Here is a 24,544-nt window from a genome sequence, read left to right on the forward strand (position 1 = left end):
AAACGCTTTTGCCCGTAATTTGCGACGGGTGAACTGAATGGTCGACGACGGGGATCGCGACGGCGACCGGGCGCCCGCCGACACCGAGGAGGCGATCATGTGGGCGACCTACAGGGCGCTGTGCAAGCACGGCTACGCCAACCTCACGATGCAGGCGATCGCCGACGAGTTCGACAAGACGAAGGGGGTCATCCACTACCACTACGACACGAAGGAGGCCCTCCTCGTCGCCTTTCTCGAGTACCTCCTCGAGGCGTTCGAGCGCAACACGGCCGTCGACGAGGAGGGCGACCCGCGCGAGCGCCTCGAGACGCTGATCGACGCGCTCATGTTCGGCCCCCCGGAGCGCCAGGAATCGGACGAGTTCGACCACTGGGAGCTGACGACGGCGCTGCTCGAGATCCGCGCGGAGGCGCCGTACAACGAGGAGTTCCGGCGACAGCTGACGCGCAACTACGACACCGTGGAGGCGACCGTGATCGCGATCGTCGAGGAGGGGATCGAGAGCGGCGCGTTCCGCGAGGTCGACCCGGAGGCCGTCGCCGGAGTGGTGATCTCGACCATCAACGGCGCCCGGATCTACCGGGTGACGACCCGCCGAGACGACGTCGCGACGGCCGCTCGAGCGGGCCTCGAGGCGATCGTCGACGAGTGGCTCTGTCGATCCGACGGGGAGTAACGGGATGCCTCGAGGGTCGAGCCCCGCCGAGCGCCGGTAGCACGGGAGGTCGTCACTCCGATCCGACGCCGGGCACGAACTGCCCCGTCTCCCTGTAGACGCCCGCCAGCAGGATCGCGCCCGCGAGCACGGGCAGGAGGGCGCAGACGAGGTAGATCGGGACGAAGCCGAACTGCTCGACGAGCGGCAGCGAGACGATGGGACCGAAGCCGCCGCCGACGTCGCCGAGGACGTTGTTCGTGCCGACGGCCCGGCCCATCCCCTCGTCGGGTGTGAGATCCGCGAGCAGCGCCATCAGCGGGCCGCTGGTGCCCCCCTGGCCCGCGCCGATGAGGGCGCACGCGACCGCGAGCGTGCCGATCGAGTCGGCGAACGCGAGCGCGACGAACCCGACGACCGTCGCGCCGAGGAAGCAGACGAGCACCGGAATCCGAGAGGCCCGCCGATCGCTGACGTAGCCGCCGAGGAACATGAACACGCCGGCGGAGATGACGGTGACGGCCATGAAGATCCCGGACGAGCCCTGGGCGTCGAACCCGAAGACGCCCAGGTCGTTCGCCTCGAGGAGCAACACGAGCGTCGCGAACAGCGCGCCGATGTAGGCGAACAGCACGGCGAAGTTCACCAGTCCGACGGTGAGCGCGGGGAGGCTCGTGTCGACGTCCCACGGCGAGACCGAGCGGTGGGCGTCGCCCTCGACGTGCGTCTCGGGGACGGTCGCGTAGGCGAGGACGCTCGCCGCGAACGCGAATACCGTCGCCACGGCGAAGGCCGGAATCGTCCCGGCCGTCTCGCTGATGACGCCCCCCAGGACGACGCCGGTCGGGAAGCCGAAGAGGACGCCCCCGCGGATGATGCCCATGCTGGCGCCCCTCGAGGCGCCGTCGCTGACGTCGGCGGCGATCGTGTAGGCGGTCGCGAAGACGAGGGCGCTGCCGACGCCCCAGACGACTCGAGAGCCGAAGAACCACGCCTCGGGAAGCGGGGCGACCATCGCCGCGACGTAGCCGAACGTCGCGACGCCCTGGACGACCATCCCGGCGACGAACGGCGTGCGCGTGCCGACCCGGTCGACGATGATCCCCGCGGGCGCGTTCGCGAGCAGCCGCGAAAAGCGGTTCGCGCTCAGGATCGCGCCGACGAGCACGGGCGAGATGCCGAGCACCGCGCCGAGGTTCGGCAGGATCGGGAAGATCACGCCGCCCCCGAAGCCGACGAAGAACGTGCTCAGGACGACCGTTCCGATGACGAGGGAGCGGCCCCCCTCCGAACCGAAGACCGACTCGAGGCGCCGCTCGAGCGGTCCCGCGGCCGTTTCCGATCCGTTCTCCGACGTCGTTCCGATCGGACGGCCCACTAGGCGATCACCCCGCCGATACCGCGTGCGTGTCGAGTCCTGCGCCCCATTTGACTAACCAGTTAGTCAAGGCCGGACAAAAGCGTTCGGTTGCCGACCGGTATCGTACCGCGAGGGGGAGAACGAGGTCTCAGCGCGCCGTCCAGCCGCCGTCGACGGCGAGCGTCTCGCCGGTGACGTAGCTGGCGGCGTCGCTGGCGAGGAACACGACCGGTCCGGCGATCTCCTCCGGGTCGGCGAACCGCTCGAGCGGCGTCCGATCGATGATCGACTGGCGCAGTCGCTCGTTCGCCTCGAGTTCCTCGACGAGATCCGTCGAGACGTAGCCCGGCGCGACGGTGTTGACGCGCACGTCCGGCGCCCAGTCGAGGGCCATGCTCTTCGTCAGCCCGACGAGGCCGTGCTTGGAGGCGACGTAGGGGTGCTGGCGCGGGAGGCCGACGAGGCCGCCGACGCTGGCGACGTTGATCACCGCGCCGGCGCCACCACGGTCGGCGGTCGACTCGTCGGACTCGTCGCCGCCGGTATCGCTCTCGAGCAGGCCCTCGGCGGCGGCTTTCGTCACCTCGAACGCACCCGAGAGGTTCACGTCGAGCACGCGGTCGAACCCCTCGCTCGAGACGTCCTCGGGGCGGCCGAGGGCGTCGTCGGGGTTCATCCCGGCGTTGTTGACGACGATATCGACCGATCCGAAGGCGTCTTCGGTCTCTCCGATCGCGCGGGCGACGTCGTCGGGGTTCGTGACGTCCGCGGTCACGGCGAGGGCGTCGCCGCCCTCGTCCTCGATCCGGTCCGCGACCGCTTCGATCTCCGCTTCCGTCCGCGCGGTCGGCACCACGCTGGCGCCGGCGCGGGCCAGGCCGATCGCGACGGCCCGCCCGATGCCGCGGCCGCCGCCGGTCACGATCGCCACGTCACCGTCGAGTTCGAAGGCGTCGGTCATTCGTTCTCACCGTCCGCGTCCGTTCCCTCGCCGATACCAAGAGCCTGACGCAATCCCTGCTTGTCGAACTTCCCGGTGGCCGTCTTCGGGATCGCCTCGACCTCGCGGAGCTCCTCGGGGAGCCACCAGTCGGGTTGATCGAGGGTCTCCGCGAGGTGCACTCGCAGTTCGTCCTCGCCGGGATCCGCTCTCTCGGCGGTGACGACGCAAGCCAGCGGGCGCTCCTGCCACTTCTCGTGGGGGACGCCCACCACGGCTGCCTCGACCACCGCTTCGTGGGCCATCAGCGCGTTCTCGAGTTCGATCGAGGAGATCCACTCCCCGCCGCTCTTGATGACGTCCTTGTCGCGGTCGACGATCTCGACGTAGCCGTCCTCGTCGACGGTGGCGATGTCCCCGGTCTTGAGCCAGCCGTCCTCGAAGTCCTCCTCGTTCGCGTCGGGCCGTTCGTAGTACTCCGGGACGACCGTCGGACCGCGAACCCAGAGTTCGCCCGCCGTATCGCCGTCCCACGGCGCCTCGGAGCCGTCGTCGCGGACGATCTTCATCTCGAGGCCGGGCGAGAGCAGCCCCTGCTTGGCCCGCTTGTCGAACCGCCGGGTGCGGTCCCAGTCGGCCATCCAGGACTTCGGCCGGGACATCGAGCCGATGCTCATCGTCTCGGTCATCCCCCAGGCGTGCTCGACGGTGACGTCGAACTCGTCGTCGAACCGGCGCATCACCTCCTCGGGCGCCGCGCTGCCGCCGACGACGATCCGCTCTACGCTCGAGAGGTCGCCGCCGTGCTCGTCGACGTGCTCCAGGAGGTTGATCCAGACCGTGGGGACGCCCGCGGTGAGGGTCACGCCCTCGCGCTCGATCAACTCGAGGAGGTCCGCCGGGTCGGGCGACGGGCCGGGGTAGACCTGGGTCGTCCCGGCCATCGTCGCCGCGTAGGGGAACTCCCAGGAGTTGACGTGGAACATCGGCACGACGGGCATGACGACGTCGCGCTCCTCGATGCCCAGGCCCGACGGCGTCATCACCATCATCGCGTGGGCGTAGATCATCTTGTGGGTGTACTCCGCGCCCTTCGGCCGCCCGGTCGTCCCCGAGGTGTAGCACATCCCCGCGGGGAGGTCCTCCTCGAGGTCGGGCAGGTCGTCGAAGGCGATCGGGTCGTAGTCGGCGAATAGGTCCTCGACGGCGACGGTGACGTCCTCGAGGTCCGACCCCAGGTCGGCGTCGGGAATCGAATCGTCCATCACGACCACCCGCCCGACCGTCCCCGAGAGGTCGTCCCAGAGCCGCGCGACCGTCTCGAGGGGCTCGCCGGGGTCGACGAACAGCGCGTCGTCCGCGGCGTCCTCGACGATGTGAGTCACGTCCTCGTCGCCGAGGAGGACGTTGATCGTGTGCAACTGCGCGCCCGACAGCGGCGCGGCGTAGTAGGTCTCGAGGTGGCGGTGGTGGTTCCAGCCGAAGGTGCCGATCCGGTCGCCGCGGCCGAGGCCCAGGTCGGAGAGCGCGGCGATCAGCGACCGGACGCGCTCGCCGAACTCGCCGTAGGTGTACTCCTCGATCCCGTCCCGCGTCCGGGAGACGATGCGCTTCTCCGGGAAGAGTTTCGTCGGCCGCCAGAGGAACGGCCTGAGCGTCAGGCCGGTCATCTCAGGCCACCTCCTCCGGCGAGACCGCGAGGTAGCGCTCGAGGAGGTCGTCGCGCTCCTGGAGCTCCTCGATCGACCCCTCGTAGACGATCGACCCGGTGTCGATGACGTAGCAGCGGGTGGCGAGGTCGAAGGCGAAGCTGACGTTCTGCTCGGACAGCAGGACGGTCACGTCCTGGTCGACGACGTCCTGCAGCATCTCCCGGAGGTCGTCGACGATGACGGGCGCGAGCCCCTCCGTCGGCTCGTCGAGCAGCAGCGTCGACGGGCGCTGGACGAGCGCGCGGGCGACGGCGAGCATCTGCTGTTCGCCGCCGCTCATGTTCTGGGCGCGGCTGCGCCGGAGTTCGTCGAGCACCGGAAAGAGGTCGTACATCTCCTCGACGGGACGGGGATCGGCCGCGAGCTTGTGCGCGAGCACGAGGTTCTCGTGGACCGTCAGCGTCGGGAACACACGCCGGTCCTCGGGGACGAGGCTGATCCCGCGGGCGTTGATCTCGTTCGGCGGGAGGCCGGCGACGTCCTCGCCGCGGTAGGTGATCGTCCCGCGCCGGGGCGGCGTCACGCCCATGATCGAGCGCATCGTCGTCGTCTTCCCGGCGCCGTTTCGCCCGAGCAGGGCGACGACTTCGCCCTCGTCGAGGTCCAGCGAGACCCCGTGGAGGACGTGGCTGTTCCCGTAGTAGGTGTCGATGTCGTCGAGTTCGAGGACTGTCATACGGCTTCACTCCCGAGGTACGCCTCGGTCACGCGTTCGTCGGTCAGCACGTCCCGCGGCTCCCCGTCGGCGAGCACCGCGCCCTCCGCGAGGACCACGATCCGATCCGAGATGTCGGTCACGACGTCCATGTCGTGTTCGGTGACGACGAACGTCGTCTCGAGTTCCTCGTCCAGGTCCCGGATCAGCGAGACGATCTCCCTCGTCTCGGTCGGGTTCATCCCCGCCGTCGGCTCGTCGAGGAGGAACACGGTCGGTTCGATCGCCAGCGCGAGCGCGATCTCGACGCTCCGCTTCTCGCCGTGGCTCAGCGCGTCGCACCGGATCTCGGCCTGCTCGGTGAGTCCGGTCAACTCGAGGAGTTCGTCGATCCTCGCGTTCAGCGCCTCGTCGGTCGCCGACCGCGACCGGACGTCGAGCGTCCGCCCGTCGTGTGCGATCCGGGCGACCTGCAGGTTCTCGCGGATCGTCAGCTTCTCGAAGACGTTCGTCACCTGGTACGACCGGGAGAGGCCGCTGCGAGCGACCTCGTGGGGCGGCGCGTCGGTGATCTCGCGCAGGTCGCCGTCCTTCCGGAGCCAGATCTCGCCGGCGGTCGGCTCGAGCACGCCCGTCAGCAGGTTGTAAAACGTCGTCTTCCCCGCGCCGTTGGGGCCGATGATGCTTGTGATGTCGTCGCCGTCGAACGCGAGGCTGACGTCGTCGACGGCGACCAGGTCGCCGAACTGCTTGCGGAGGTCCTCCGTCTCCAGCACGGTGGTCATCGCTCGTCACCCCCGTCGCCGCCGCGACGGTCGGCTAGCCGATCGCGAAGCATGTACACCCCGCCGGCGGCGCCCTGCTTGAAGAACAGGACGACGACGACGAGCATGGCTCCGAAGACGAACTCCCAGTGGGCCTCGAGCGTCGGGAACTGGCTGATCCCCCACCGGACGTAGAGGTAGACGAACGCCCCGACGATCGGGCCGATGAAGTAGTTCGCGCCGCCGATGACGGTCGCGACGACCGGGTCGGCGCTGGTCGACCAGTGGGACATATCCGGCGAGACGACCCCGTAGAGGCCGCCGGCCAACACGCCCGCCAGGCCGGTGAACAGCGCGGAGACGACGAACGTCACCCAGCGGTGGAAGCTGACGTTGACCCCGAGCGCGCTCGCCCGTTCCGGGCTCTCGCGCAGCGCCTTGCAGACGGTTCCGAACGGCGAGTTGACGAGTCGCCAGATGGCGTACACGGACGCGACCACGACGGCCAGCGTGAGGTAGTAGTAGATCCGGCGTTCGCCGAGGCTGAACTCCATCCCGCCGAGTTCGACGACGCCGAGAAGCAGGATGATCCCGTCGGAGCCGTTGGTGAATTCGGCCGGGTTCTGGTACAGCGTCGTGTAGAAGAGCATCCCGAACGCGAGGGTGATCAGCGCGAAGTAGATCTCCTCGAGTCGGACGCTCAGGTAGCCGACCGGGACGGCGAGGACCGCGGCGGCGAGCAAGCCGAGGACGCCGCCGACGAGGAACGTTACGAGCGGCGCGGGCCCGGTCCCGACGGCGTCGGCGACGGGTTGCTGGAGGTCCCGGAAGGCGACCGCGGTCGAGTAGCCGCCCGCGGCGAAGAACATCGCGTGGCCGAACGAGAGCAGTCCCGTGTAGCCGTACAGGAGGTTGAACGCCAGGGCGAACAGCGCGACGATCAGGAACTCCGTGAGCAGGTACACCTGGAACGACGGCCCGAACGAGGCGAGCACGAGCGCGACGAGGGCGACGAGGACGAACCGCTCGGTCGTCCAGCCCTCGCGGACCGCCTCGAGTCGCGCGCCGATGGATTCGCGTTCGGTGCTCATTCGCCGAACCCTCCGAACAGGCCTTCCGGCTTGACGAGCAGCACGATCACCATCGCGAGGAACGGGACGGCCATCTGCCCCGCCGAGATGTAGTGGGGGGCGATCGCCTGGGCGAGTCCGACGAACATCGCGCCGACGAACGCGCCCGACAGCGAGCCGAGTCCGCCGATAACCACGATGATGAACGCGTCGATGATCACGCTCTCGCCGAGGGCGGGGTCGATCGACTGCAGCGGCGCGGCCAGGGCGCCGCCCAGGCCGGCGAGGAAGCTCCCGGCGAAGAACACCGCGGTGTACAGCTTCGGGACGTCGACGCCGAGCATCGACGCCATCTCGCGGTCCGAGGACGTCCCCCGGACGAGCGAGCCGAAGTAGGTCTTCGTCAGGAACGCCCACACGCCGACCATCACGACCACCGCGGCCACGATGATGAACAGCCGGTAGACCGGTACGGTACCGCCCGAAATCGTCACCGAGAAGTCGAGCAGTTCCGGTCGTCGGGGCCGATACGACCCCGATCCCCAGACGAATTTTACCAGTTCGTCGATCACGAGGACGAAGCCGAACGTGACGATCAACTGATCGAGTTCGCTCTCGAGTCGACCGTACAGGGGCCGGATCGTCCCGACTTCGATGAGCACGCCGACGATCCCGACGGCGGTCGCGCCGAGCAGGACGGAAACCCAGAAGTTGGCGACCAGGTTGTTCGTCACGGCCAGCGCGATGTACGCCCCGAGCATGTAGAACGCCCCGTGGGCGAAGTTGAGCACGCCGAGCACGCCGAAGATCAGGCTCAGTCCGATGGCGATCAGGAAGAGCCGACTCCCCCTCGAGAGGCCGTTGACGAGGATGCCGGCGTCGAACGTTTGCAGGAGGTCTAATGCGAGCATTGTGCGTGCATCGGAAGCGACGGATGGTTCGCGATCGGTGGTGACGCCGTCACGCTCAGGCCCCCGCGGGCAGGTCGGACCCCTCGAGGAGGTCCCGCAGTTCCTGCGGTTCGACGTCCATGTACTCGACCGGATCGAGGACGTTGCTCTCCCACTCGTCGGAGTAGCTCACCGTGCCCCAGATGGACGCGACCGTCGCCTGGTTCGTCTCCTCGTCGAAGCGGTACTCGCCGACGGGGCCGCTGTGTTCCATGCCGGTGAACTGGTCGACGAGGTCGTCGGCGTTCGCCCCCCCGGCGGCCTCGATGGCCTCCTTGTAGAGGTAGACGGCACGGTAGGCTCCCTCCGCGTTGTACGTGGGAAGGGTCTCGTACTCGTCCCAGTACGTCTCCCTGAACGTCTCGTTCTCCTCGGAGTCGGGCTCGAAGGGGTCGTACCGCGTCGAAGCGTACTCGCCTTCTGGTAACGGCGAGCCGTCGGCCGGCAGGTCGGTCCCCATGCCGACGCTGAACAGCGTGTACTCGATCTCGTCGAACCAGCCGGCGTCCTCGGCCTGTCCGAGGAACGTCGTCAGGTCCGAGCCCCACAGCGGGGTGATCACCGCCTCCGGTTCCTCGCCCAGAACGGCGTCGATGTCCGAGGAGAAGTCGTTCGAGGCGAGTTCGGGGAACTGTTCGGTGACCCAGTTCGCTTCCACGTCGAGCCCGTCCATGAACGCCCGGAAGTAATCCCACGTCTCCTCGCCGAAGGCGTAGTTGGGCCCGATCGTCGCCCAGTCCGTGACGTCGAGTTCCGAGGCGATGCGCGCGGCGCCGTACATGTCGTGGGTCACGCTGTTGCTCGCTCGGAAGACGTAGTCGTTCCCGACGGATTTCTCGTGCTCGCCCTCCGGCGAGGTCAGGAAGGGCGTCCCGGCGTGGGTCACCATCAGCGGAATCTGGTACTGTTCGACCTGGGGCGCGACCGCCTGGGCGACCCCGCTGCTGTCGAGGCCGAACAATCCGTCGACGTTCTCCTCCTCGACGAGGCTGCGCATCTGGCTGATCCCTGTCTCCGAGTCCCCCTCGGTGTCGCGGACGACCACCTCGACGTCCTTCCCGTCGATCCCGCCGTCGTCGTTGATCTCGTCGACGGCCAGGTCGAACCCTCGTTCGGCTTCTTCGCCGTACAGCGACGCGAACCCCGACTGGATGTAGAGCGCGCCGAGCCGAACGGTGTCGCCGCCACCGCCGCCGCCGCCGAGACACCCCGCGAACGCGGCGATGCTCGCTCCCGCTGCCGTCGTCTTCACGAACGACCGTCGATCGATTCCGACGTTCGCTCGAGCACTCGAACCGTTCCGGGCCTCCCTTCCTCGATTGTTATCACCAATCACAGTATACCACGACAGAGAGGTGGGAAGAAGCGCATATAAACATAATTAATAATATCACACACGACGTATCAGGAGATTCTAATTCTTTCACTCGCCAGGCGTAATACCTTTCCCAAATAACCGTTCTATTAATACTGGTGAATATACTCGGCTATCGGATAACCTACTCGGAAGTGCCCAATTCCACGTCCGTCGAGGCCGCGTCTGGTGATTCACGGAGAGCCGGTAATCCGGATCGCAACCCCACTGGTACGTACCATCGAGCGTCAGTTCTGTACACTGTTAGGCGAGTCCGGCGCCGAAACAATTTTCGGTAAGGGGGAAGGTGACAGTAGCGGATATCACGATGGTGCGCACGAACCTCGATTCGGCGAACGAGTACCGTACGGCGGCCCACGTCGGCCGAATTCACGCCCGCGCCCCATGAGCGACGACTACTACGAGCGGCTGGTCGACGAGGACGCGCTCGAGGCGTACCTCGAGGCGCACCTCGGCGCGGTCGACGAGTACGACGTGCGGCGCCACCGGGAGGGGCACTCGAACGAGACGCTGTTCGTCACCTGGGGCGATCGGGAACTGGTGATCCGCCGCCCGCCGCCGGGCGAGACCGCCGAGACGGCCCACGACGTCCTCCGTGAGTACCGGGTCACCGACGCGCTGATCGAGACTGACGTGCCCCTCGCCGAACCGCTGCTCGCCTGCGAGGACCACGACATCATCGGCAGCGACTTCTACGTCATGGAGCGACTCGAGGGGGTCGTCCTCCGCGACGAGGAACCGGACCGATTCGCGGAGCCTGAGTACCGGAAACGGATCGGCGAGGAACTGGTCGACACGCTCGCGACGATCCACGAGGTCGACTACGAGGCCGTCGGACTGGGCGAGTTCGGCCGGCCCGAGGGCTACACCCAGCGACAGGTCGACCGCTGGGGGAAGCAACTCGCCTGGGCGTTCGAGCGAACCGAGGACGAACGCGAGGTGCCCGACCTCCGCGAGGTCGGCGGCTGGCTCCGTGACAACGTCCCGGAGGAGTACCCGCACACGCTCGTCCACGGCGATTACAAGCTCGACAACGTGATGTTCGGCCCCGACGAGCCGCCGGAACTGGTCGGCGTCTTCGACTGGGAGATGGCCACCCTCGGCGACCCCCGGGCCGACCTCGGCTGGATGCTCTCGTACTGGCGCGACCGGAAAGATCCCGACCCGGCCATCCCGGAACTCACCACGCAGTTCATGGAGGCCGAGGGCTACCCCACCCGCGTCGAACTGGTCGACCGCTACGAAGAGCAGACCGGCTTCGAGTACGAGCACGACCGCTTCTACCGCGGCCTCGCCGTCTACAAACTCGCCGCCCTCGGCGAGATGTTCTTCCGCCGCTACCTCGAGGGCAACAGCGACGATCCGATGTACCCGCTCATGGAGGAGCGGGTACCCGCGCTGGCCGCTCGAGCGAAGCGCATCGTCGACGGCGACGAACCCCTGTAGGACGCGCTTTTTCTCCTACCGAGGGTGCGTTCCTCGAGCGTCGTCGGTTCGAAACTGACGGCTCGTCGCCTTCGAGACGAACGATCGAGTCGAACGTGGGGTCGACCACGTTGCAACGGGGTGGGACGCGGAAAAGATCGGTTCAGTCGCTGGTGATCGCGGGCGTGGTGGCGGACTCGTCCGCGACGTCGAGTTCGGTCGTCACGAGCGCCCGGTAGGCGCGACGGAGGCGTTCGGAGAGCGCCTGGTGGGAGATGCCCAGTTCGTCGGAGAGTTCCTGCATCGAGATCTCGCGGGGGATCTCGAAGTAGCCGTGGTCGATCGCGGCGACCAGCGTTTCGTACTGCCTGGTGGTGAGGCCGCACCTCGAGTGGACGTCCTCCGTCAGGTCGAACAGGCGGACGATCGTCGGCGTGATGTCGTTCTCGCGGAGGCGGTCGTAGAGCGTGCTCACGCTGTCGCGCTCGGCGAAGCGGATCCGGAGGTACCAGGTGCCCTCGGAGGCGGTCGCCCGGAGGACCGTCCCCCGCTCGTCGAGGACGAGGTCGAAGACGTCTACGACGTCCCGACCGAATTCAACGTCGTAGAGCCAGCGATCGTCGCCGCGACTGATCGACGTGTGCTCCTCGATGGCCGGCGCCTCCGCCAGGGCGGTTTCGATCTCCGACTGGCTCGGACCCGACAGCCAGAGTCCGCGTCCGTTCGAGGCGATCACCTGCTCGACCTCGACGTTCATCGAGGGTGCGGCCTCGAATACCTCGCCCAGCCCGGTCTCGGCCGCCGGAATCTCGATGTCTGCGATTGATGTCATCGTTCTCGTTCCACCGTACGCCGAGTACGGGGATAATCCCGTTTCCAAAGATGCTAGCACCGACGATCGTGAAAGACCGCTTTTTCGACCGTTTCGAGCCGCGTTCCCGGTCGACCCGCGCTAGCTTCGACCGGGCGTTCCGAGCAAAAGTTGGACGACCCCGACGACGACGAGGGCGATCGCGAGGAGCGCGAGCGCGATCGGGGCCACGGCGTCGATGCCGTGGGAGAGCCACGAGACCCAGATCTGGGTCGGCATCGTTCGGGGGGTGTGCGCGACCATCGTCGTCGCGCCGAACTCGCCGATAGCGCGCACGAACGTCAGGACCACCCCGGCGGCGATCGCGTTCCGCGCGAGCGGCAGCGAGACCAGCCTGAACGTCTGGAGCGGGCCGTGGCCGAGCGTTCGCGCGGCCTCCTCGAGGCGGACGTCGACGCCGTCGAAGCCCGCCCTGGCGGAGACGACGAGGAACGGCGCGGCGACGAACGTCTGGGCGAGGATCACGCCCGCGAGACTCCCCGTGAGGGGAACGCCGAGGTCCGCTGCCGCGGCGCCGATCGGGGCGTACCGGCCGACGACCGACAGCAGTAGCGCGCCGCCGACCACCGGCGGGAGGACGAGCGGGAGGAGGACGGCCGCCTCGACGAGGCGCTTGCCCCGGAACGACGCCCGCGAGAGGACGTACGCAAGCGGGACGCCGAACGTCGCGGCGAGCAGGGTCGAGACGGGCGCGGTCAGCAGCGAGTTCCGGATCGCCTCCCGCGTCGCCGGTTCGCCGAGCCCCTGGAGGACGCCGACGGAGCCGACCCGCGAGAGGAAGACGGCGAACGGCACGAGGACGTACGCGAGCAACACCGCGCCGAGCAGGGCCGGGATCGCGAGGCCGTCGGTCGTCCGTCTTCCTCGCTCGCCGTTTTCACCTTTCGTTCCGGAAATTCGTTCGAGGACCGCCGTCAGCCCGCGCTCGAGTCGGGCGCCGAGTGCGGATCGTCGGTCGTCGGTGCTCACGGAACCACCCCTTCGGGAACCTCGTCGTGCGAACGCGGGAGGGCTGCGGGAACGCGAAAGCCGCGCTCCTCGAGGTCGGCCGAGGACTCGAGGAGGTGGCGGACGAACGCCTCGCCGCCGTCGGGGTTGTCGCAGTCGCGCCGCACGGTGGCGTTGTAGATCACGGGCGAACCGGTCGTCTCGTACCCTTCGTCGGTCTCGTACGTCGCCTCGGCGTAGCGCGATTCGTACTCGGGGTCGGGATTCCCGAAGTTGTACGCGTCGGGCAACTCGAGGAACGGGACGTCGTGTTCGACGGCCATGTTCCGGTAGGCGACCGCGCAGGCCCGGTTCCCCGAGTCGACGCCCTCGAGCAGGGCGGGTTCGTTCGGCTCCCGGTAGACGGTCTCGAGCAGTTCCTCGCGGAAGTCGGGGAGGTCGTGCTCCTCGGCGGCGAGTTCGAACAGGTGGAGCGCGCGGTAGCCCAGCGGGTCCAGGTCGGGGTCACTGATGGCGATCTCGTCGTCGCCGGCGTCGGCGAACACCTCGTACCACGGCTCGCCCGCCTCGAGGCGCTCGCCGAGGTCGGTGTCCGGATCGTACGCGATTCCGACCTCGTTCGCGGCGAACTCGACGTCCCACGTCGCGTGGTCCGGGTACAACCGATCGCGCAGGAGGTCGACGTCGGCGCTCACCACCACGTCGGGGTGTTTCCGCCCGCCCTCGACCATCCGCATGACGGCGTTCGCGCCGTGGTACTCCCCCTGGTAGGCGGCGTCGGTCTCGGCTTCGAACGTCTGACCGATCGCATCCTCGAAGACGACCGCGAGGCTGCCCGCAGCGAGGACCGACACGCGCTCGCTCGAGCCGAGACAACCCGCGAGGCCGACCCCGACGGACGCTGCTCCGACGGCGCCGGCGGTCGCGAGGAACGACCGCCGATCCCGCGCGGGTCCCGGCCGACCGTCAGACTCGCTCATGGACGTCCCTTCGATCGCCCGTTAAAATATAACTCCGTTTAGTTCCTATATCGTAGGAATATAACCGAAATCGGTTACGAGGACGCCGGATCGATCGGACGCGTTCGGCGGATTGGTACCGATCGAAACGGGACGCCGTTTCGCCGCCTCCTCGAGGTCCTCACGCGGACGGCTCGTCCCCGTCGGTGGCAGATTTCGATCGGACCGACTGGATCGGCTCGAGCCCCCGAATCGTCTCGAGTAGCTCCTCGAGGTCGTCCGCTCCGCGACCGACGACCTCGCCGCCGATCGCGTCGGGCGAGCGGTCGCCGACGAGGATCGTCGGCAGGGGCGCCGCCGCGAAGCCCTCGACGATCACGTAGTCGAACTTCCGCCGCTCGAGGCGGGCGAGCGCGTTCGCGAGCGCCTCGAGTTCCCGGCGGTCTCCGTGGTCGCGCTCGATGCCGAACGCCCGTTCGGCGGCCCCGGTGGATCGAGGGTCGCGCTTCCCCGTCTCCTCGATATCGAACGTGAGCGTCGGGGTGACGCCGACGACCGCGTCGGCGCCGGCGGTGCGGTGGCGGTGGGTGTCGGTACCCGGTGCGTCGATCTCGATCTCGTGGTGGATCGGCTTGATCGTCCCGACCCGGCCGGTTTCGGCGAGCCGCGGGACGAGACGTTCGACCAGCGTCGTCTTCCCGGCGTCGCTCGGGCCGGCGACGGCGACGACTCGAGGCGGGTGCGGCGGTGAGGGGGTTGGAATCATCTTTCGTAACGCGGACGATGGACGGGGACGCGATTTCCGGAGGAGGGGTCGTCAGTACGGCCCGTTTCGATCGCCCATGGGCATCTGCGGTTCCCCCTGGGAGGGGTTCGGTTCGGACGACGAGAGACCGCAGGTACCACACCGGAAGTCGGCCCCGTCGTCGTCTCCGAGGAAGGCGTCGGTCGGCGACGACCCCGTCTCCTGGTAGGGGCGCGGTTCCACCCCGAACCGGTCGGCGTCGAAGGAGACGAGGGCGTCGACGAGATTCGCGAGCGCGCGGTAGAAGGCGGCGTCGGTCTCCTCGTGGACCGTCTCCCGGAATCGCGGGATCCACCGACCGAGGTGGTCCTCGACGAAGGCGCCCCCGGCGTCGGTGACGATCTCGAGCCCGGTCTCGTCCTCGTCCAGCTCGAGGTACGCCGCCTGCAACGCGAGGTGCGAGCAGAACTCGAGCTGGGTGGGGAGGTGGTCGACCCGGTCGCGGTTGCCGTCCGCGACCGAGAGGCCGAAGGCCTCGTAGAAGCCGGCGATATCGGCCAGTTCGTTCGTGTTCACGACGAGCGTACCGGGGGCGTACGCGAGTTCGTACTGAGCGACGTCGCCACCCCGCTCGAAGCCGAACAGGGACGAGTAGCTCGAGTAGAGGTCGTCGACGCCGTCCGGATCCTCGGGGCAGTCGGCGACGACGGCTTCGGCGCGCTCGCGGAGGTCGTCGGCGCCGCCCTCGTCCGCGAGCGCGGCGGCCGACTCGAGCAACTGCTCGGCGAACTCCCCGGTGGTGAGCGCCTCCTCGACCTCCTCCGTCGGTCTGTCGAACGCCAGGGAGGCGAGCTTGTACAACCGCGCGCGGTGGACGTTGGTCCGTGCGGTCATGATCAGGCGATGTCCAGTCGGTAGACGTCGTTCGACTCGTCGTACCGTTCGCGTTCGTACCGGGGTTCCTTCATCGGGACGCGGGCGACCGTCTTCCCGTCCTTATCGTACCCGATGGCCTCCTCGTCGGTGACCTCGAACTCCTCGATGCGCCACTGTGTCGATCCCATCAGCTGGAGCAGGCCGCGCAGTTCGCGGTACTCCTCGTCGCCGCGGCGGGCCGCCCGGTAGGTCTCCTGGGCCTGCTCGACGCGCGGACCGAACATCTGCGTGAGGTAATCAGTGGGCACGTTGATCGGCGGGACGTAGTAGACGTTGGGCTCGAGGCCGAGCTGCGGGTACAGCGGCAACGCGACTTCCGCTTCGTGGACGAGGTAATCGATCGGGCTCGACGGATCGGCGTCGTCGGGCTGGTTGATCCAGCCGTGCATCCGAATCTTGCCCAGGCAGTTTTCGAAACACTGCGGAACGAGCCCCTGCTCGATCTTGGGGTAACACCCGACGCACTTCTGCGAGTTACCCGCGACGGAGTTGTAGACCGACTTCCCGTACGGGCAGGCGCGAACGCACTCCTGGAACGCTTCGCAACTGTCCTCGTCGAGGAGGACGATGCCGTCCTCCTGGCGCTTGTAGATCGCCTGGATCGGACAGCCGCCCGCGCAGGCGGCGAACGTGCAGTGGTTGCACACCCGCGGGAGGTAGAAGAACCACATCGGGTGGGTGTCCCCGTCGAAGTGGGTGTCGGACTCGAAGGCGTCACCTGTCGGCTCGTCCTCGCCCATGTTCGGCTGGGCCCAGTCCCGGTCGTCGGGGCGGTAGCCCTCGATCCCCTCGCTGTGCATCGTGTCCGAATCGTCGTCGATCGCCATGTCCTCCCAGTCGAAGTCGCGCACCTCGAAGATCGTCTTGCCGTCGTAGACGCCGTCGGAGCCCCACTCCTGGGCGCCGAGGCGGTCGAGGATCTCGACGTCCCAGGCGAGCGGGTAGGAGCCGTAGGGCTTCGTCTCGACGTTGTTCCAGAACATGTGCTCCTGGCCCTCGTCGTGGGTCCAAGTCGTCTTGCACGAGAGCGTACACGTCTGGCACGCGATACACTTGTTGATGTCGAACACCCCGGCCCACTGTCGCTCCGGGCGGGTCTCGGGGTACGGGTAGTCCATCTCGCGGCCGATCTGCCAGTTGTAAACTTCTGCCATTGTTCGTTGTAATCGGATTGTGTTCGTCGATCAGTCGGATTCGCTCACGAACTCGCCGCTCAGATACCGCTTCATTCGGTCGTCCTCGTTCGTAGGTCGGACCCCCTCCTCGAGGGGTTCCCACTTGCCGTCGCCGTCGATGCCGCCGTCTTCGGCCTTCTCGATCTTCACGAACGACTCCTTGGGCGCGCCGTTGGCCGCGTGGACGTCGGGTTCGAACCCGACGTCGATGTTCTGACCCAGCATGGCCTTGCGCGGCATCGTGTCGGTCATCCAGGTCCGGCGCAGCCAGGTCGTCGTCGTCGACTGGTGACCGCCCTGGCGGTACATCGACGCGTAGTTGGTGTCCTCGGCCTTCGCCATCCCGTCGTCGCGCTCCTTCGTGGCCTCGAAGGTCTTGTGGGACGTCTGACTGACGTTCATCCAGCTCCGCGTGACCCCCCGCGGGAGGCTCGGCTGGTACCGAATCCGCATCAGCGCGCGGGTGTACTCGTAGTCGTCGTCGTCCGGATCGTATCCCGGGAACGGGCGGTCCGACGGGTCGGCGTCGACCCACACGTAGTCGCCGTCGTCGAAACCCTCATCGCGAGCGTCCTCGGGGTTCATCTCGACGTACCCCTCGCCGAAGTAGGGCTTGCGCTCGTCCTCGCGCTTCATGTCGCCGTAGTTGCCCCACCAGACCGAGATATTGGGCAGGTCGTTGCCGAAGGTGTGGGTCCCGTGACGGTACTTCGGCGTCATGTAGACGTAGTCGTACCCGCCCTCGAGTTCGGTCAGCGGGTGGCTGGTCTCGACCAGCTCGGCCGGCGTCTTGATCACGTTTCGGACCTGCCGGTCGTTGGTGTCCCGGGCCTTCTCGGCGCTGTCCCAGCCGCGGTCGTCGGGGGTCTCGGGGGAGATGACGGGACTGTCGCTGGCGTCGACGATGACGTTCGGCTCGTACGGCGTCGCGTCCATCGGCTCGCGGTGAAGCGGTATGTTCTCGCCGGCCTCCGCGAACTCCGGCTCCTCGCGGAAGAACTCGAGCCGGCCGGTCTTCGTGTACCACGGTTTATCGTCGCGCATCTGCTCGTTGCCGACGCGCTTGGGGTACGACCGGGTCATGATGATCGCCGGCGTCCCCTCCTCGGCGTCCTCGAGCAGGTCGTCGACGTCGTAGCCGGAGACCGCGTTGGAGTGGTCGAGGATGCGCTGGAGGTACGGCTTGGCCCGGTACTCGTCCTCGTCGATGAACGCCCAGTAATCGACGAAGCGATCGTCTCCGGTCAACTCGGCGAGCTTCTCGCCGACCCCCTTGTAGTGCTGGGCGTCGTTCAGCGTGTCGAAGATCCGTTCCTCGAGGCCGGTTTCCGGCATCGTCGTGATGAACGGGTTCGTGACCGAGGCGGTGATGTCGTGGACGTGGTGTTCGGCCCACGAGTCCGCCGGGAAGACGATGTCGGAGTACTCGCAGGTCATCGACCACCACCACTCGTTGGTGAAGAACGCCTCGATCTTCCCGGTGCGAAGGGCCTTTTCGATGATCTTGTAAGCGCCCTTCGCGTTGCCGAGGATCGAGTTCGATCCCGACACCCAGATCGACTTCGTGGGCGTCGGCATGTGAGTCTCGCCCTGGTAGTACTCGCCGTCGACTTTCAGGGGCTTGTCGAGGTTGGTGTAGAAGTGCGCCGAGTGCACGCCGAAGCGCTGGTTCGTGCGCGCGGGCTCGTCGGGATCGAGTTCGACGTCGAACGGGTCCTCGAAGGCGTACTGGCCGACGCCGTTGAAGTACGCCATGCGGTAGTTCCCGGAGTAGGAGCCGACGTTTCCGGCCTCGTAGCCGACGTTTCGTGTCAACGAGGCGAGCAGGAACGCGGCGCGACCGTGCTGGTCGGCGTTCGCGTAGTGGTTCGGCCCCATCCCGGTTAGCAGCAGCGTCTTCTCCTTGTTGTCCGCGAAGTCCCGCGCCAGGTTCTCGATCGCCTCGGGGGCGGTGCCGGTCACCTCGGCCGTCGACTCGAGATCCCAGGTCTCGACCAGGTGCTCTTTGATAAGGTCGAACACCGTGCGCACCTCGACCGTCTCACCGTCCGCGAGTTCGATCTCGAAGCTCCCTTCGATCGCGGCAGGGACGTCGAACTCGTTCCCGAAGTCGTCGCGGGTGACAGCCTCGAATTCGTCCGTCTTGGCGTCGCGGACGACGAAGTCGCCCCACTCCCGGCGCAGTTCGTCGGTGATGACCTGCTCGTCGAGGTTCGCCACGTCGACGCCAGGGCGACTCTCGTCGTCTGCCACCGTCTCGGTCATCTCGAGCTCGGCCGGCTCGTAGTCCTCGAAAACGTCGCTGGCACGGAGCAGTTCGTTCTCGTCCATCCGGACGAGCAGCGGGAGGTCCGTGTACTTCCGGACGTACTCCTCGTCGTACAGTCCTTCCTCGATGATGTACCGGGCGGCGCCGAGGAACAGCGCGGTGTCCGAGGCCGGCCGGACCGTGATGAGTTCGTCGCACTTCGAGGCCGTGGCGTTGTAGTCGGTGAAGATGCCGGTCACCTTCGCGCCTTTCAGCTTGGCCTCGGTCAGCCAGTGGCAGTCGGCCATCTTCGAGGTCAGGTAGTTGATCCCGTCGAGCACGATGTGGTCCGCGTACTCGAGGCTCGCGAGGTCGAAGTCGACCGTCTGCTGGCCGGTGACCATCGTGTGCCCCGGCGGCAGGTCGGTGTGGAAGGAGTAGTTGTCGAACCCCATCGCGCCCACCGCCTCGCCCTCGTCGACGTCGCGGACGTAGCGGTCGAGCAGCGCCATCGAGTTCGCGTTGCGGTACTGGCCGAACAGCTTGATGACGCCGAGCAGCGGCATCCCGCCGCGGAACTTCATCGTCCGGACGCCGGCTCCCTGGGTCTCCTCGACGACGCGCTCGTCGTAGCCCTGTTCGAGGAGCCGTTGTGTGCCATCCTCGTCGCTGTAGTGCTCGGCGAGTTCGAGGAACGTTCGGGCGGCGAGTTCGTGAGCTTCCTCGTGGGAGACCTCGACGAAGTCCTCCTCGCCGCGCCGGGCGTACTCCTCGGGCATCGAGCCGTCGGCGTCGCGCGGGAAGCCGTCCTCGACCCACTGCTTGAAGCCCTCGCGGACCATCGGCGCTTTCACGCGGCGGTCGTCGTAGAATCGCTCGACCATGGCGAGACCCTTGTTACAGACCCGCGGGTCCCACCGCTGGCTGGCCTGATTCCCCTCGAGGTCGGTCGCCTCTCCGTAGTTCATCGAGGGACCGAGGCGCGTGATCTGGTCGTTCTTCACCGACGCCTCGAGGTAACAGTTGTGCGTGTCGTTGGGCGTGCACGTGAGCATGAAGGAGTCGTCGGGCTCCCACACGTCGCGGTAGTGCTCTTCCCAGTCCTCGTTAGGGTAGTCCTCGAACGGATTGCTCTTTACGTTATCAGGCTCGGACGTCTCCTCGCCGCCGGTCAACCGGCGGTGGCCGAGGAGGCCGAGCCCCGACGCCCCGGCGATACCCGCCGCCGCGGCGGCCAGTTCCCGTCGCGTCAGCTGTAGTCCGTCGTCGTCACTCATGAGATCACCCCCTCCAGAGATGCAGAGAGGTCATCGGACGGTTCGGTCGCCACCGTGCGTCGATGGCGCCGGCGCATTCGCGACCGAAGACGACGATCGATAGTCGGTCGTCCGTGTACCATACACGCACGACTCGCGTCTCTACACTGTTAATCCAAAATGTGAGTTCCCACGCGCTGGGGACGGAGCGGCGAATTCCCACAGTATCGGGGGAGTTTATGAGTGATCGAAAGCCGGTCGCCGTCGGGGCGCTTCGTCGACGAACGGAGCCGGTACGGATCGAGAATCGAAAACCGCTCGAGATCGAAGAAACGGGAACGTTCGTGGTCGATAACGGACGGAACGCGAGCCGAGTCAGGTCGCTCGAGGAAGTCGATCGCTCGCTACCGCTCCATCAGACCGTCGCTTCCGAGCGCGCCGAAGAGGATCGAAGCCGAAGGAGCCAGCCCTCGCGGCCGAGGTCGTCTACGTCGGCTCGCTCGAGGGTGCGACCGTCGCGAACGAGGGTGTCCTCGAGCGTTTCGACGAGATCGTTCGGTTCACCCCGAACCAGCAGCGAAATATCCTCGCCGGCCGCGGCGTCGAGTTCGGTGAGCGCCTGACGCTCGCTCGTCTTCGGCGGCAGCCCCCGGAGGTCGACCGCGTCCTCGGGCGCCCGCGACTCCCCGCGCTCGGCGACGAACGAGCGCACCGTCTCGGCGAGGGACGCGACCGCCAGTTCGCCGTCGGTTTCGGGGTCGTCGACCGCGAGGTCCATCGGATCCCGAAGCGCGGGATCGAACGGGATCGGGTCGACGGCCGCGTACGCGTCGTCGTCGATCGCCTCGGCGAGCGCTCTGGCGTCGTCGGAGTCGGACTCGAACGGGGTCGCGCCGCCGTCCGCGGTCGCGCCGGCCATGTTCGGCACGACGCCGATCGTCTCCACGCCGTTCGCCTCGAACAGCGAGGCCGATCGGTTCGTCGCTCGAGCGGAGGCGTCCGTGGGCGTGCTCACGAACAGGGCGCCGTCGAGGGGCGCCTGCTGGACGACGGTGTAGACGCCGTCGCCGATCCCCGGCGGCAGGTCGATCAGGAGCACGTCGCGGTCCTCCCAGGCGGCGTTCCCCAGGAGGTCGGTCACGACGTCGTGAACCATCGCCCCGCGCCAGGCGTTCGGCCCGTCCTCGGCGATCAACTCGATGCTGACGACCTGTACGCCGTCGACCTCGACCGGGATCGGGCGACCCGTGGGGGAGGCACGAACCGGACCCGTCGCGCCGAGCAACGCGGGCGCGTCGGGAGCGTGGACGTTCGCGTCGAAGACGCCGACGTTCAGCCCCGCCTCCGACAGCGCGCGTACGAGCGCGACCGTCACGGTCGTCTTCCCGACGCCGCCTTTCGCGCTCGCGACGGCGATCAGCGACTCCGCGCCGGTGACCGGAATTCCCGTCTCGGGCGCCTCGGCGTCGGCCGCCTCGAGGCGGACGTGGTCGACCCCGCGCGTGGCGAGGCCGGCGCCTCGCAACTGGTCGGTCACGCGTTCGGCCATCCCGCGGTCCAGCCTCGCGAAATCGACGGTGAATGTGACGACGCCGTCAGAGACGTCGACCTCCTCGAGCAACTCTCCGGAGATCGGGTCCCCGTCGCCAACTCGCACCTCGCGAATCCGATCGACGACCGCTCGCCGAACCTCGTCGTCCGTTCTCGGTGTCTCGTCTGTCATGGTCGGTGTGCGCGTACGGCTCTCGCGATACACCTCACCGTTCGACCGACCCGCTTTTTCACCCCTCGGGAGTTCCCACGTCCTGGGAAGACCGCAGAGGGAACGTGCCCGATTCGAGAAACACATCGTCACCGACGAGCAGGGGCGCGCCGAGGGGGGCGATCACACCGACAGGAGGCCGGCGACCGAGAGGAGGGCCACGAGCGCGACCGCGATCGAGATTCCGACGATCGCCCGGGTGATCCACGGCTCCCACCGCTCCCGCCGACTCCTGACGCGAACCGTCGGCGCCTTCTTCACCTGCTTGATCCCGCGCTCGGACCGGAACGTGAAGACAACCGGCAGCGTGTACGCTCCCGGGGACACCGTCTCGAGCGTGTTGAGTTCCAGGAGGTAGAACGGATCGTCCGTCGTCGGCCCCTCGAGGGATTTCCACTCGAGGGCCGTCCCGTCCATCGGGTCGGCGTCGGCCATCGAATTCCCCGCGTCGTGCGACGGTTCCCGGTCCCCTTCGTCGGGGGTGGACGTCGCCCCCTCGGGCCGGCCGCCCTTCGTCCCTTCGCGCGCTGACGCGGCCACGTCGCCGCTCGAGGAGGCGTCCGCCTCGCTCGGCGACCGGTGGCCGGGACCGGCGTCGGAATCGTCCTCGCCACTCCCGTCTCCGACACGGTCATCGTTTCCGTCACTATTCGCTACCGCGGCGGCGTCGGAACCCGCGCCGGCGTTGGACCCCACGTCGGCTGGTTCGTGATCGGCCGGACGGGAGTCGACAGACATCGCCTCCCGCTCGGCCGACTCCGAACCGCGATTTCGCCAGACGGTCCCGGGGTCGTCGAGGTCGATCACGTCGTCCGACTCGTAGAAGACGCTCAGGTCGCGCTCGTCGATCCGTCCGACCCCCGAAACGGAGATGACGAGTTCGATCGTCTCGCCGGGGTCGATGCGCGTTCGTTTGCAGAACACCTCGAGTTCGTTCTCGTTCCACCCGCCGTCGCCGGCGATGGTGATCCCGATCCCGACCGGCCCGTCCGCGTCGATCCCCGTACCCTCGAGGAGGGGGACGATGGGGTAGGCGCCCGACCGCACCGGCCGAGAGGGCGGTTCTTGGGACATCGAATACGTACGGGGACTCGGTCGGAGGTGTTGATTGTGTCGGCCGAATCGCCCCCGATCGTCCCGCTTCCTCGATCCGATCAGTCGTCCTCGAGGTCGAAGGCGTCGGCGAGGTCGCGCCCGACGTCCGCGACGGCCTCGAGCGCGCGATCGACGCCGCGGAGCGTCGCGAAGCCGTGGACCATGTCCTCGTAGTTCTCGTAGCGCGTCGGGACGCCGTCGCGGACGAGTTGTTCGGCGTAGGCCTTCCCCCCGTCGCGCAGGGGGTCGAACCCGGCGGTGACGACCGTCGCTGGGGCGACGCCGGAGAGGTCGCGGGCGTTCGTCGGGTCCGCGTAGGGGTTGCGCCGGTGGATATCCCTCCGGTAGTAGCACTCGTCGTACCACGCCATGTCCTCCTCGTCGAGGACGAGGCCCGCGTGCTCCCGGACCGATGGCTGGTCCGCGTCGACGCCGACGGCCGGATAGAGCAGCACCTGGTGGTCGATTTCGGGTCCGTCTCGTTTGGCGGCCATCAGCGCGGCGACGGCGGCGAGCGTTCCCCCTGCCGAGTCGCCCGCGACCGCGATCCGTCCGTTCCCGCCGACCGCTTCCGGGTTCTCGGCCACCCACTCGACGGCCGCGTAGGCGTCCTCCACCGCCGCCGGGAAGGGGTGTTCGGGTGCCAACCGATAGTCGACCGAGAGGACCGCACACCCGCTCTCTCGAGTGAGGTACCGACAGAGCCAGTCGTGCGTCTCGATGCTCCCCAGGACGAACCCCCCGCCGTGGAAGAAGACGACCGTGGGATAGGGCCCGTTCGCGTTCGGGAGGTACAACCGGGCCTCGAGGTCGCCCGCGGGCCCTGGGATCGTTCGGCCGATCGTCCGCCCCACGCTCGGGCCGTTCCGGTTCCGAAATCGCATCACCGGACGACTGAGGTGCCGAAAGAGCTTCAGACCGTAGCGGCTGCGGGGCATCGGGATCCACCGCTGGCGCTCGAGCGCCCGCCTGGCCTGCGGATCGATCCTGTCCGCGTGCATGCCGAATCGTTCGGCGAATCGGACTAAACTGTTCTGGTCGGGGAAGTTTGTTCGGTAGCGGCCTCGAAGGCGGTCTCGGTCGGTTCGAGATGATCGCCTCGAGTCTGCGAGTTCGTTCGAACCGTTCCGCGAGCGATAGGCGGGACCGTCGCCCTCTCGAGGTACTCTGCGGACAGAAGACGGGCCGGGCGCGATTTGAACTACGCCGAGACGTTCCTGCTCGTTCGCTTCGCTCACTGTGCGGGCTGCGACTCGTCTACTGCAAATCGCTCGTAGCCCCTTTGCTCCTCACGAGGATGTTCGTCGCAATAGCGGGCCGGGCGCGATTTGAACACACGGTCGTTCCCGTTCGCTCCGCCTTCGGCGTCGCTCACCTCCCACTCCCTGCGTTCAAATCGCGGCGGCCGTTTCACTCCTCACGTCCGTTCGTCGTGAAAACGGGCCGGGCGCGATTTGAACACGCGACCGTCTGATTAAGAGTCAGACGCTCTGCCTAACTGAGCTACCGGCCCTACAGCCAGAAATTCCGGTCGGGCGTTGAAATAGGTTTCCCTTAGCCGGCGGCGTGATAGACAGCGGCACGCGATGAGTTCGGGCGTCGTTCGCGGCGTGGAACGCGTTCTCGCGGCGTACCAATCT

General features: G+C 67.5%; 20 protein-coding genes and 1 tRNA gene. 2 read left to right on the forward strand and 19 right to left on the reverse strand.

Features of this window, described 5'->3' with window-relative positions:
• The first annotated feature begins 37 nt into the window (after positions 1-37).
• Positions 38-679 (forward strand): TetR/AcrR family transcriptional regulator, encoded by a 642-nt coding sequence (locus RJT68_RS06645; protein WP_407039586.1) that lies wholly within the window; start codon positions 38-40, stop codon positions 677-679.
• 52 nt (positions 680-731) lie between these two features.
• Here the strand turns inward: RJT68_RS06645 and RJT68_RS06650 are convergent, their stop codons facing one another.
• The 8 genes from RJT68_RS06650 to RJT68_RS06685 form a co-directional block, all read right to left on the reverse strand.
• A complete protein-coding gene (locus RJT68_RS06650) occupies positions 732-1,925 on the reverse strand; it encodes an MFS transporter (protein WP_407040332.1) in 1,194 nt (397 codons plus the stop codon).
• Positions 1,926-2,166: 241 nt separating this feature from the next.
• Positions 2,167-2,979 (reverse strand): SDR family NAD(P)-dependent oxidoreductase, encoded by an 813-nt coding sequence (locus RJT68_RS06655; protein ID WP_407039587.1) that lies wholly within the window; start codon positions 2,977-2,979, stop codon positions 2,167-2,169.
• Positions 2,976-4,628, reverse strand: coding sequence for a long-chain fatty acid--CoA ligase (locus RJT68_RS06660; RefSeq protein WP_407039588.1), 1,653 nt, complete (start codon positions 4,626-4,628; stop codon positions 2,976-2,978). Before RJT68_RS06660 ends, RJT68_RS06655 begins: the two co-directional genes overlap by 4 nt.
• A 1-nt stretch (position 4,629) precedes the next feature.
• Complete coding sequence (locus RJT68_RS06665) at positions 4,630-5,346, reverse strand: ABC transporter ATP-binding protein (protein ID WP_407039589.1); 717 nt, start codon at positions 5,344-5,346, stop codon at positions 4,630-4,632.
• Positions 5,343-6,110, reverse strand: a complete 768-nt coding sequence (locus RJT68_RS06670) for an ABC transporter ATP-binding protein (protein WP_407039590.1) — start codon at positions 6,108-6,110, stop codon at positions 5,343-5,345. The genes RJT68_RS06665 and RJT68_RS06670 overlap by 4 nt, the downstream gene beginning before the upstream one ends.
• Positions 6,107-7,180 carry a branched-chain amino acid ABC transporter permease gene (locus tag RJT68_RS06675; RefSeq protein WP_407039591.1) on the reverse strand — a complete coding sequence of 358 codons (1,074 nt, stop codon included), beginning with the start codon at positions 7,178-7,180 and terminating at the stop codon, positions 6,107-6,109. The genes RJT68_RS06670 and RJT68_RS06675 overlap by 4 nt, the downstream gene beginning before the upstream one ends.
• Entirely contained in the window at positions 7,177-8,070 is an 894-nt protein-coding gene (locus RJT68_RS06680) for a branched-chain amino acid ABC transporter permease (protein ID WP_407039592.1), read from the reverse strand. Before RJT68_RS06680 ends, RJT68_RS06675 begins: the two co-directional genes overlap by 4 nt.
• Before the next feature lie 55 nt (positions 8,071-8,125).
• A complete protein-coding gene (locus RJT68_RS06685; RefSeq protein WP_407040333.1) occupies positions 8,126-9,442 on the reverse strand; it encodes an ABC transporter substrate-binding protein in 1,317 nt (438 codons plus the stop codon).
• Positions 9,443-9,868: 426 nt separating this feature from the next.
• Here RJT68_RS06685 and RJT68_RS06690 point away from each other — a divergent pair, with 426 nt between their 5' ends.
• Positions 9,869-10,930, forward strand: coding sequence for a phosphotransferase family protein (locus RJT68_RS06690; protein ID WP_407039593.1), 1,062 nt, complete (start codon positions 9,869-9,871; stop codon positions 10,928-10,930).
• Between the two features lie 142 nt (positions 10,931-11,072).
• On the opposite strand, the gene RJT68_RS06695 is transcribed toward RJT68_RS06690, so the two are convergent.
• From RJT68_RS06695 to RJT68_RS06745, 11 genes are all read right to left on the reverse strand, one after another.
• Positions 11,073-11,741 carry a helix-turn-helix domain-containing protein gene (locus tag RJT68_RS06695; RefSeq protein ID WP_407039594.1) on the reverse strand — a complete coding sequence of 223 codons (669 nt, stop codon included), beginning with the start codon at positions 11,739-11,741 and terminating at the stop codon, positions 11,073-11,075.
• Between the two features lie 120 nt (positions 11,742-11,861).
• Entirely contained in the window at positions 11,862-12,677 is an 816-nt protein-coding gene (locus tag RJT68_RS06700; protein ID WP_407040334.1) for an ABC transporter permease, read from the reverse strand.
• A gap of 68 nt (positions 12,678-12,745) precedes the next feature.
• Positions 12,746-13,708 carry a substrate-binding domain-containing protein gene (locus tag RJT68_RS06705; RefSeq protein WP_407039595.1) on the reverse strand — a complete coding sequence of 321 codons (963 nt, stop codon included), beginning with the start codon at positions 13,706-13,708 and terminating at the stop codon, positions 12,746-12,748.
• A gap of 160 nt (positions 13,709-13,868) precedes the next feature.
• Positions 13,869-14,453, reverse strand: coding sequence for a molybdopterin-guanine dinucleotide biosynthesis protein B (gene mobB, locus RJT68_RS06710; RefSeq protein ID WP_407039596.1), 585 nt, complete (start codon positions 14,451-14,453; stop codon positions 13,869-13,871).
• Positions 14,454-14,504: 51 nt separating this feature from the next.
• Positions 14,505-15,326 carry a TorD/DmsD family molecular chaperone gene (locus RJT68_RS06715; protein WP_407039597.1) on the reverse strand — a complete coding sequence of 274 codons (822 nt, stop codon included), beginning with the start codon at positions 15,324-15,326 and terminating at the stop codon, positions 14,505-14,507.
• A 2-nt stretch (positions 15,327-15,328) separates the two neighbouring features.
• The gene (locus RJT68_RS06720) at positions 15,329-16,522 is read right to left on the reverse strand and encodes a 4Fe-4S dicluster domain-containing protein (protein ID WP_407039598.1); all 1,194 of its coding nucleotides are present in this window, start codon (positions 16,520-16,522) and stop codon (positions 15,329-15,331) included.
• 30 nt (positions 16,523-16,552) lie between these two features.
• Positions 16,553-20,068: a molybdopterin-dependent oxidoreductase gene (locus tag RJT68_RS06725; RefSeq protein WP_407039599.1), complete on the reverse strand. Its 3,516-nt coding sequence runs from the start codon at positions 20,066-20,068 to the stop codon at positions 16,553-16,555.
• A 394-nt stretch (positions 20,069-20,462) separates the two neighbouring features.
• Complete coding sequence (locus RJT68_RS06730) at positions 20,463-21,770, reverse strand: P-loop NTPase (RefSeq protein WP_407039600.1); 1,308 nt, start codon at positions 21,768-21,770, stop codon at positions 20,463-20,465.
• Positions 21,771-21,932: 162 nt separating this feature from the next.
• Complete coding sequence (locus RJT68_RS06735) at positions 21,933-22,883, reverse strand: hypothetical protein (protein WP_407039601.1); 951 nt, start codon at positions 22,881-22,883, stop codon at positions 21,933-21,935.
• A gap of 80 nt (positions 22,884-22,963) precedes the next feature.
• Positions 22,964-23,905: an alpha/beta hydrolase gene (locus tag RJT68_RS06740; protein ID WP_407039602.1), complete on the reverse strand. Its 942-nt coding sequence runs from the start codon at positions 23,903-23,905 to the stop codon at positions 22,964-22,966.
• A 438-nt stretch (positions 23,906-24,343) separates the two neighbouring features.
• Positions 24,344-24,417: transfer RNA gene (locus RJT68_RS06745), tRNA-Lys, on the reverse strand.
• Positions 24,418-24,544 lie beyond the last annotated feature (127 nt).

The organism is Halovalidus salilacus, assembly GCF_031852275.1.
Classification (GTDB): Archaea; Halobacteriota; Halobacteria; order Halobacteriales; family Natrialbaceae; genus Halovalidus; species Halovalidus salilacus.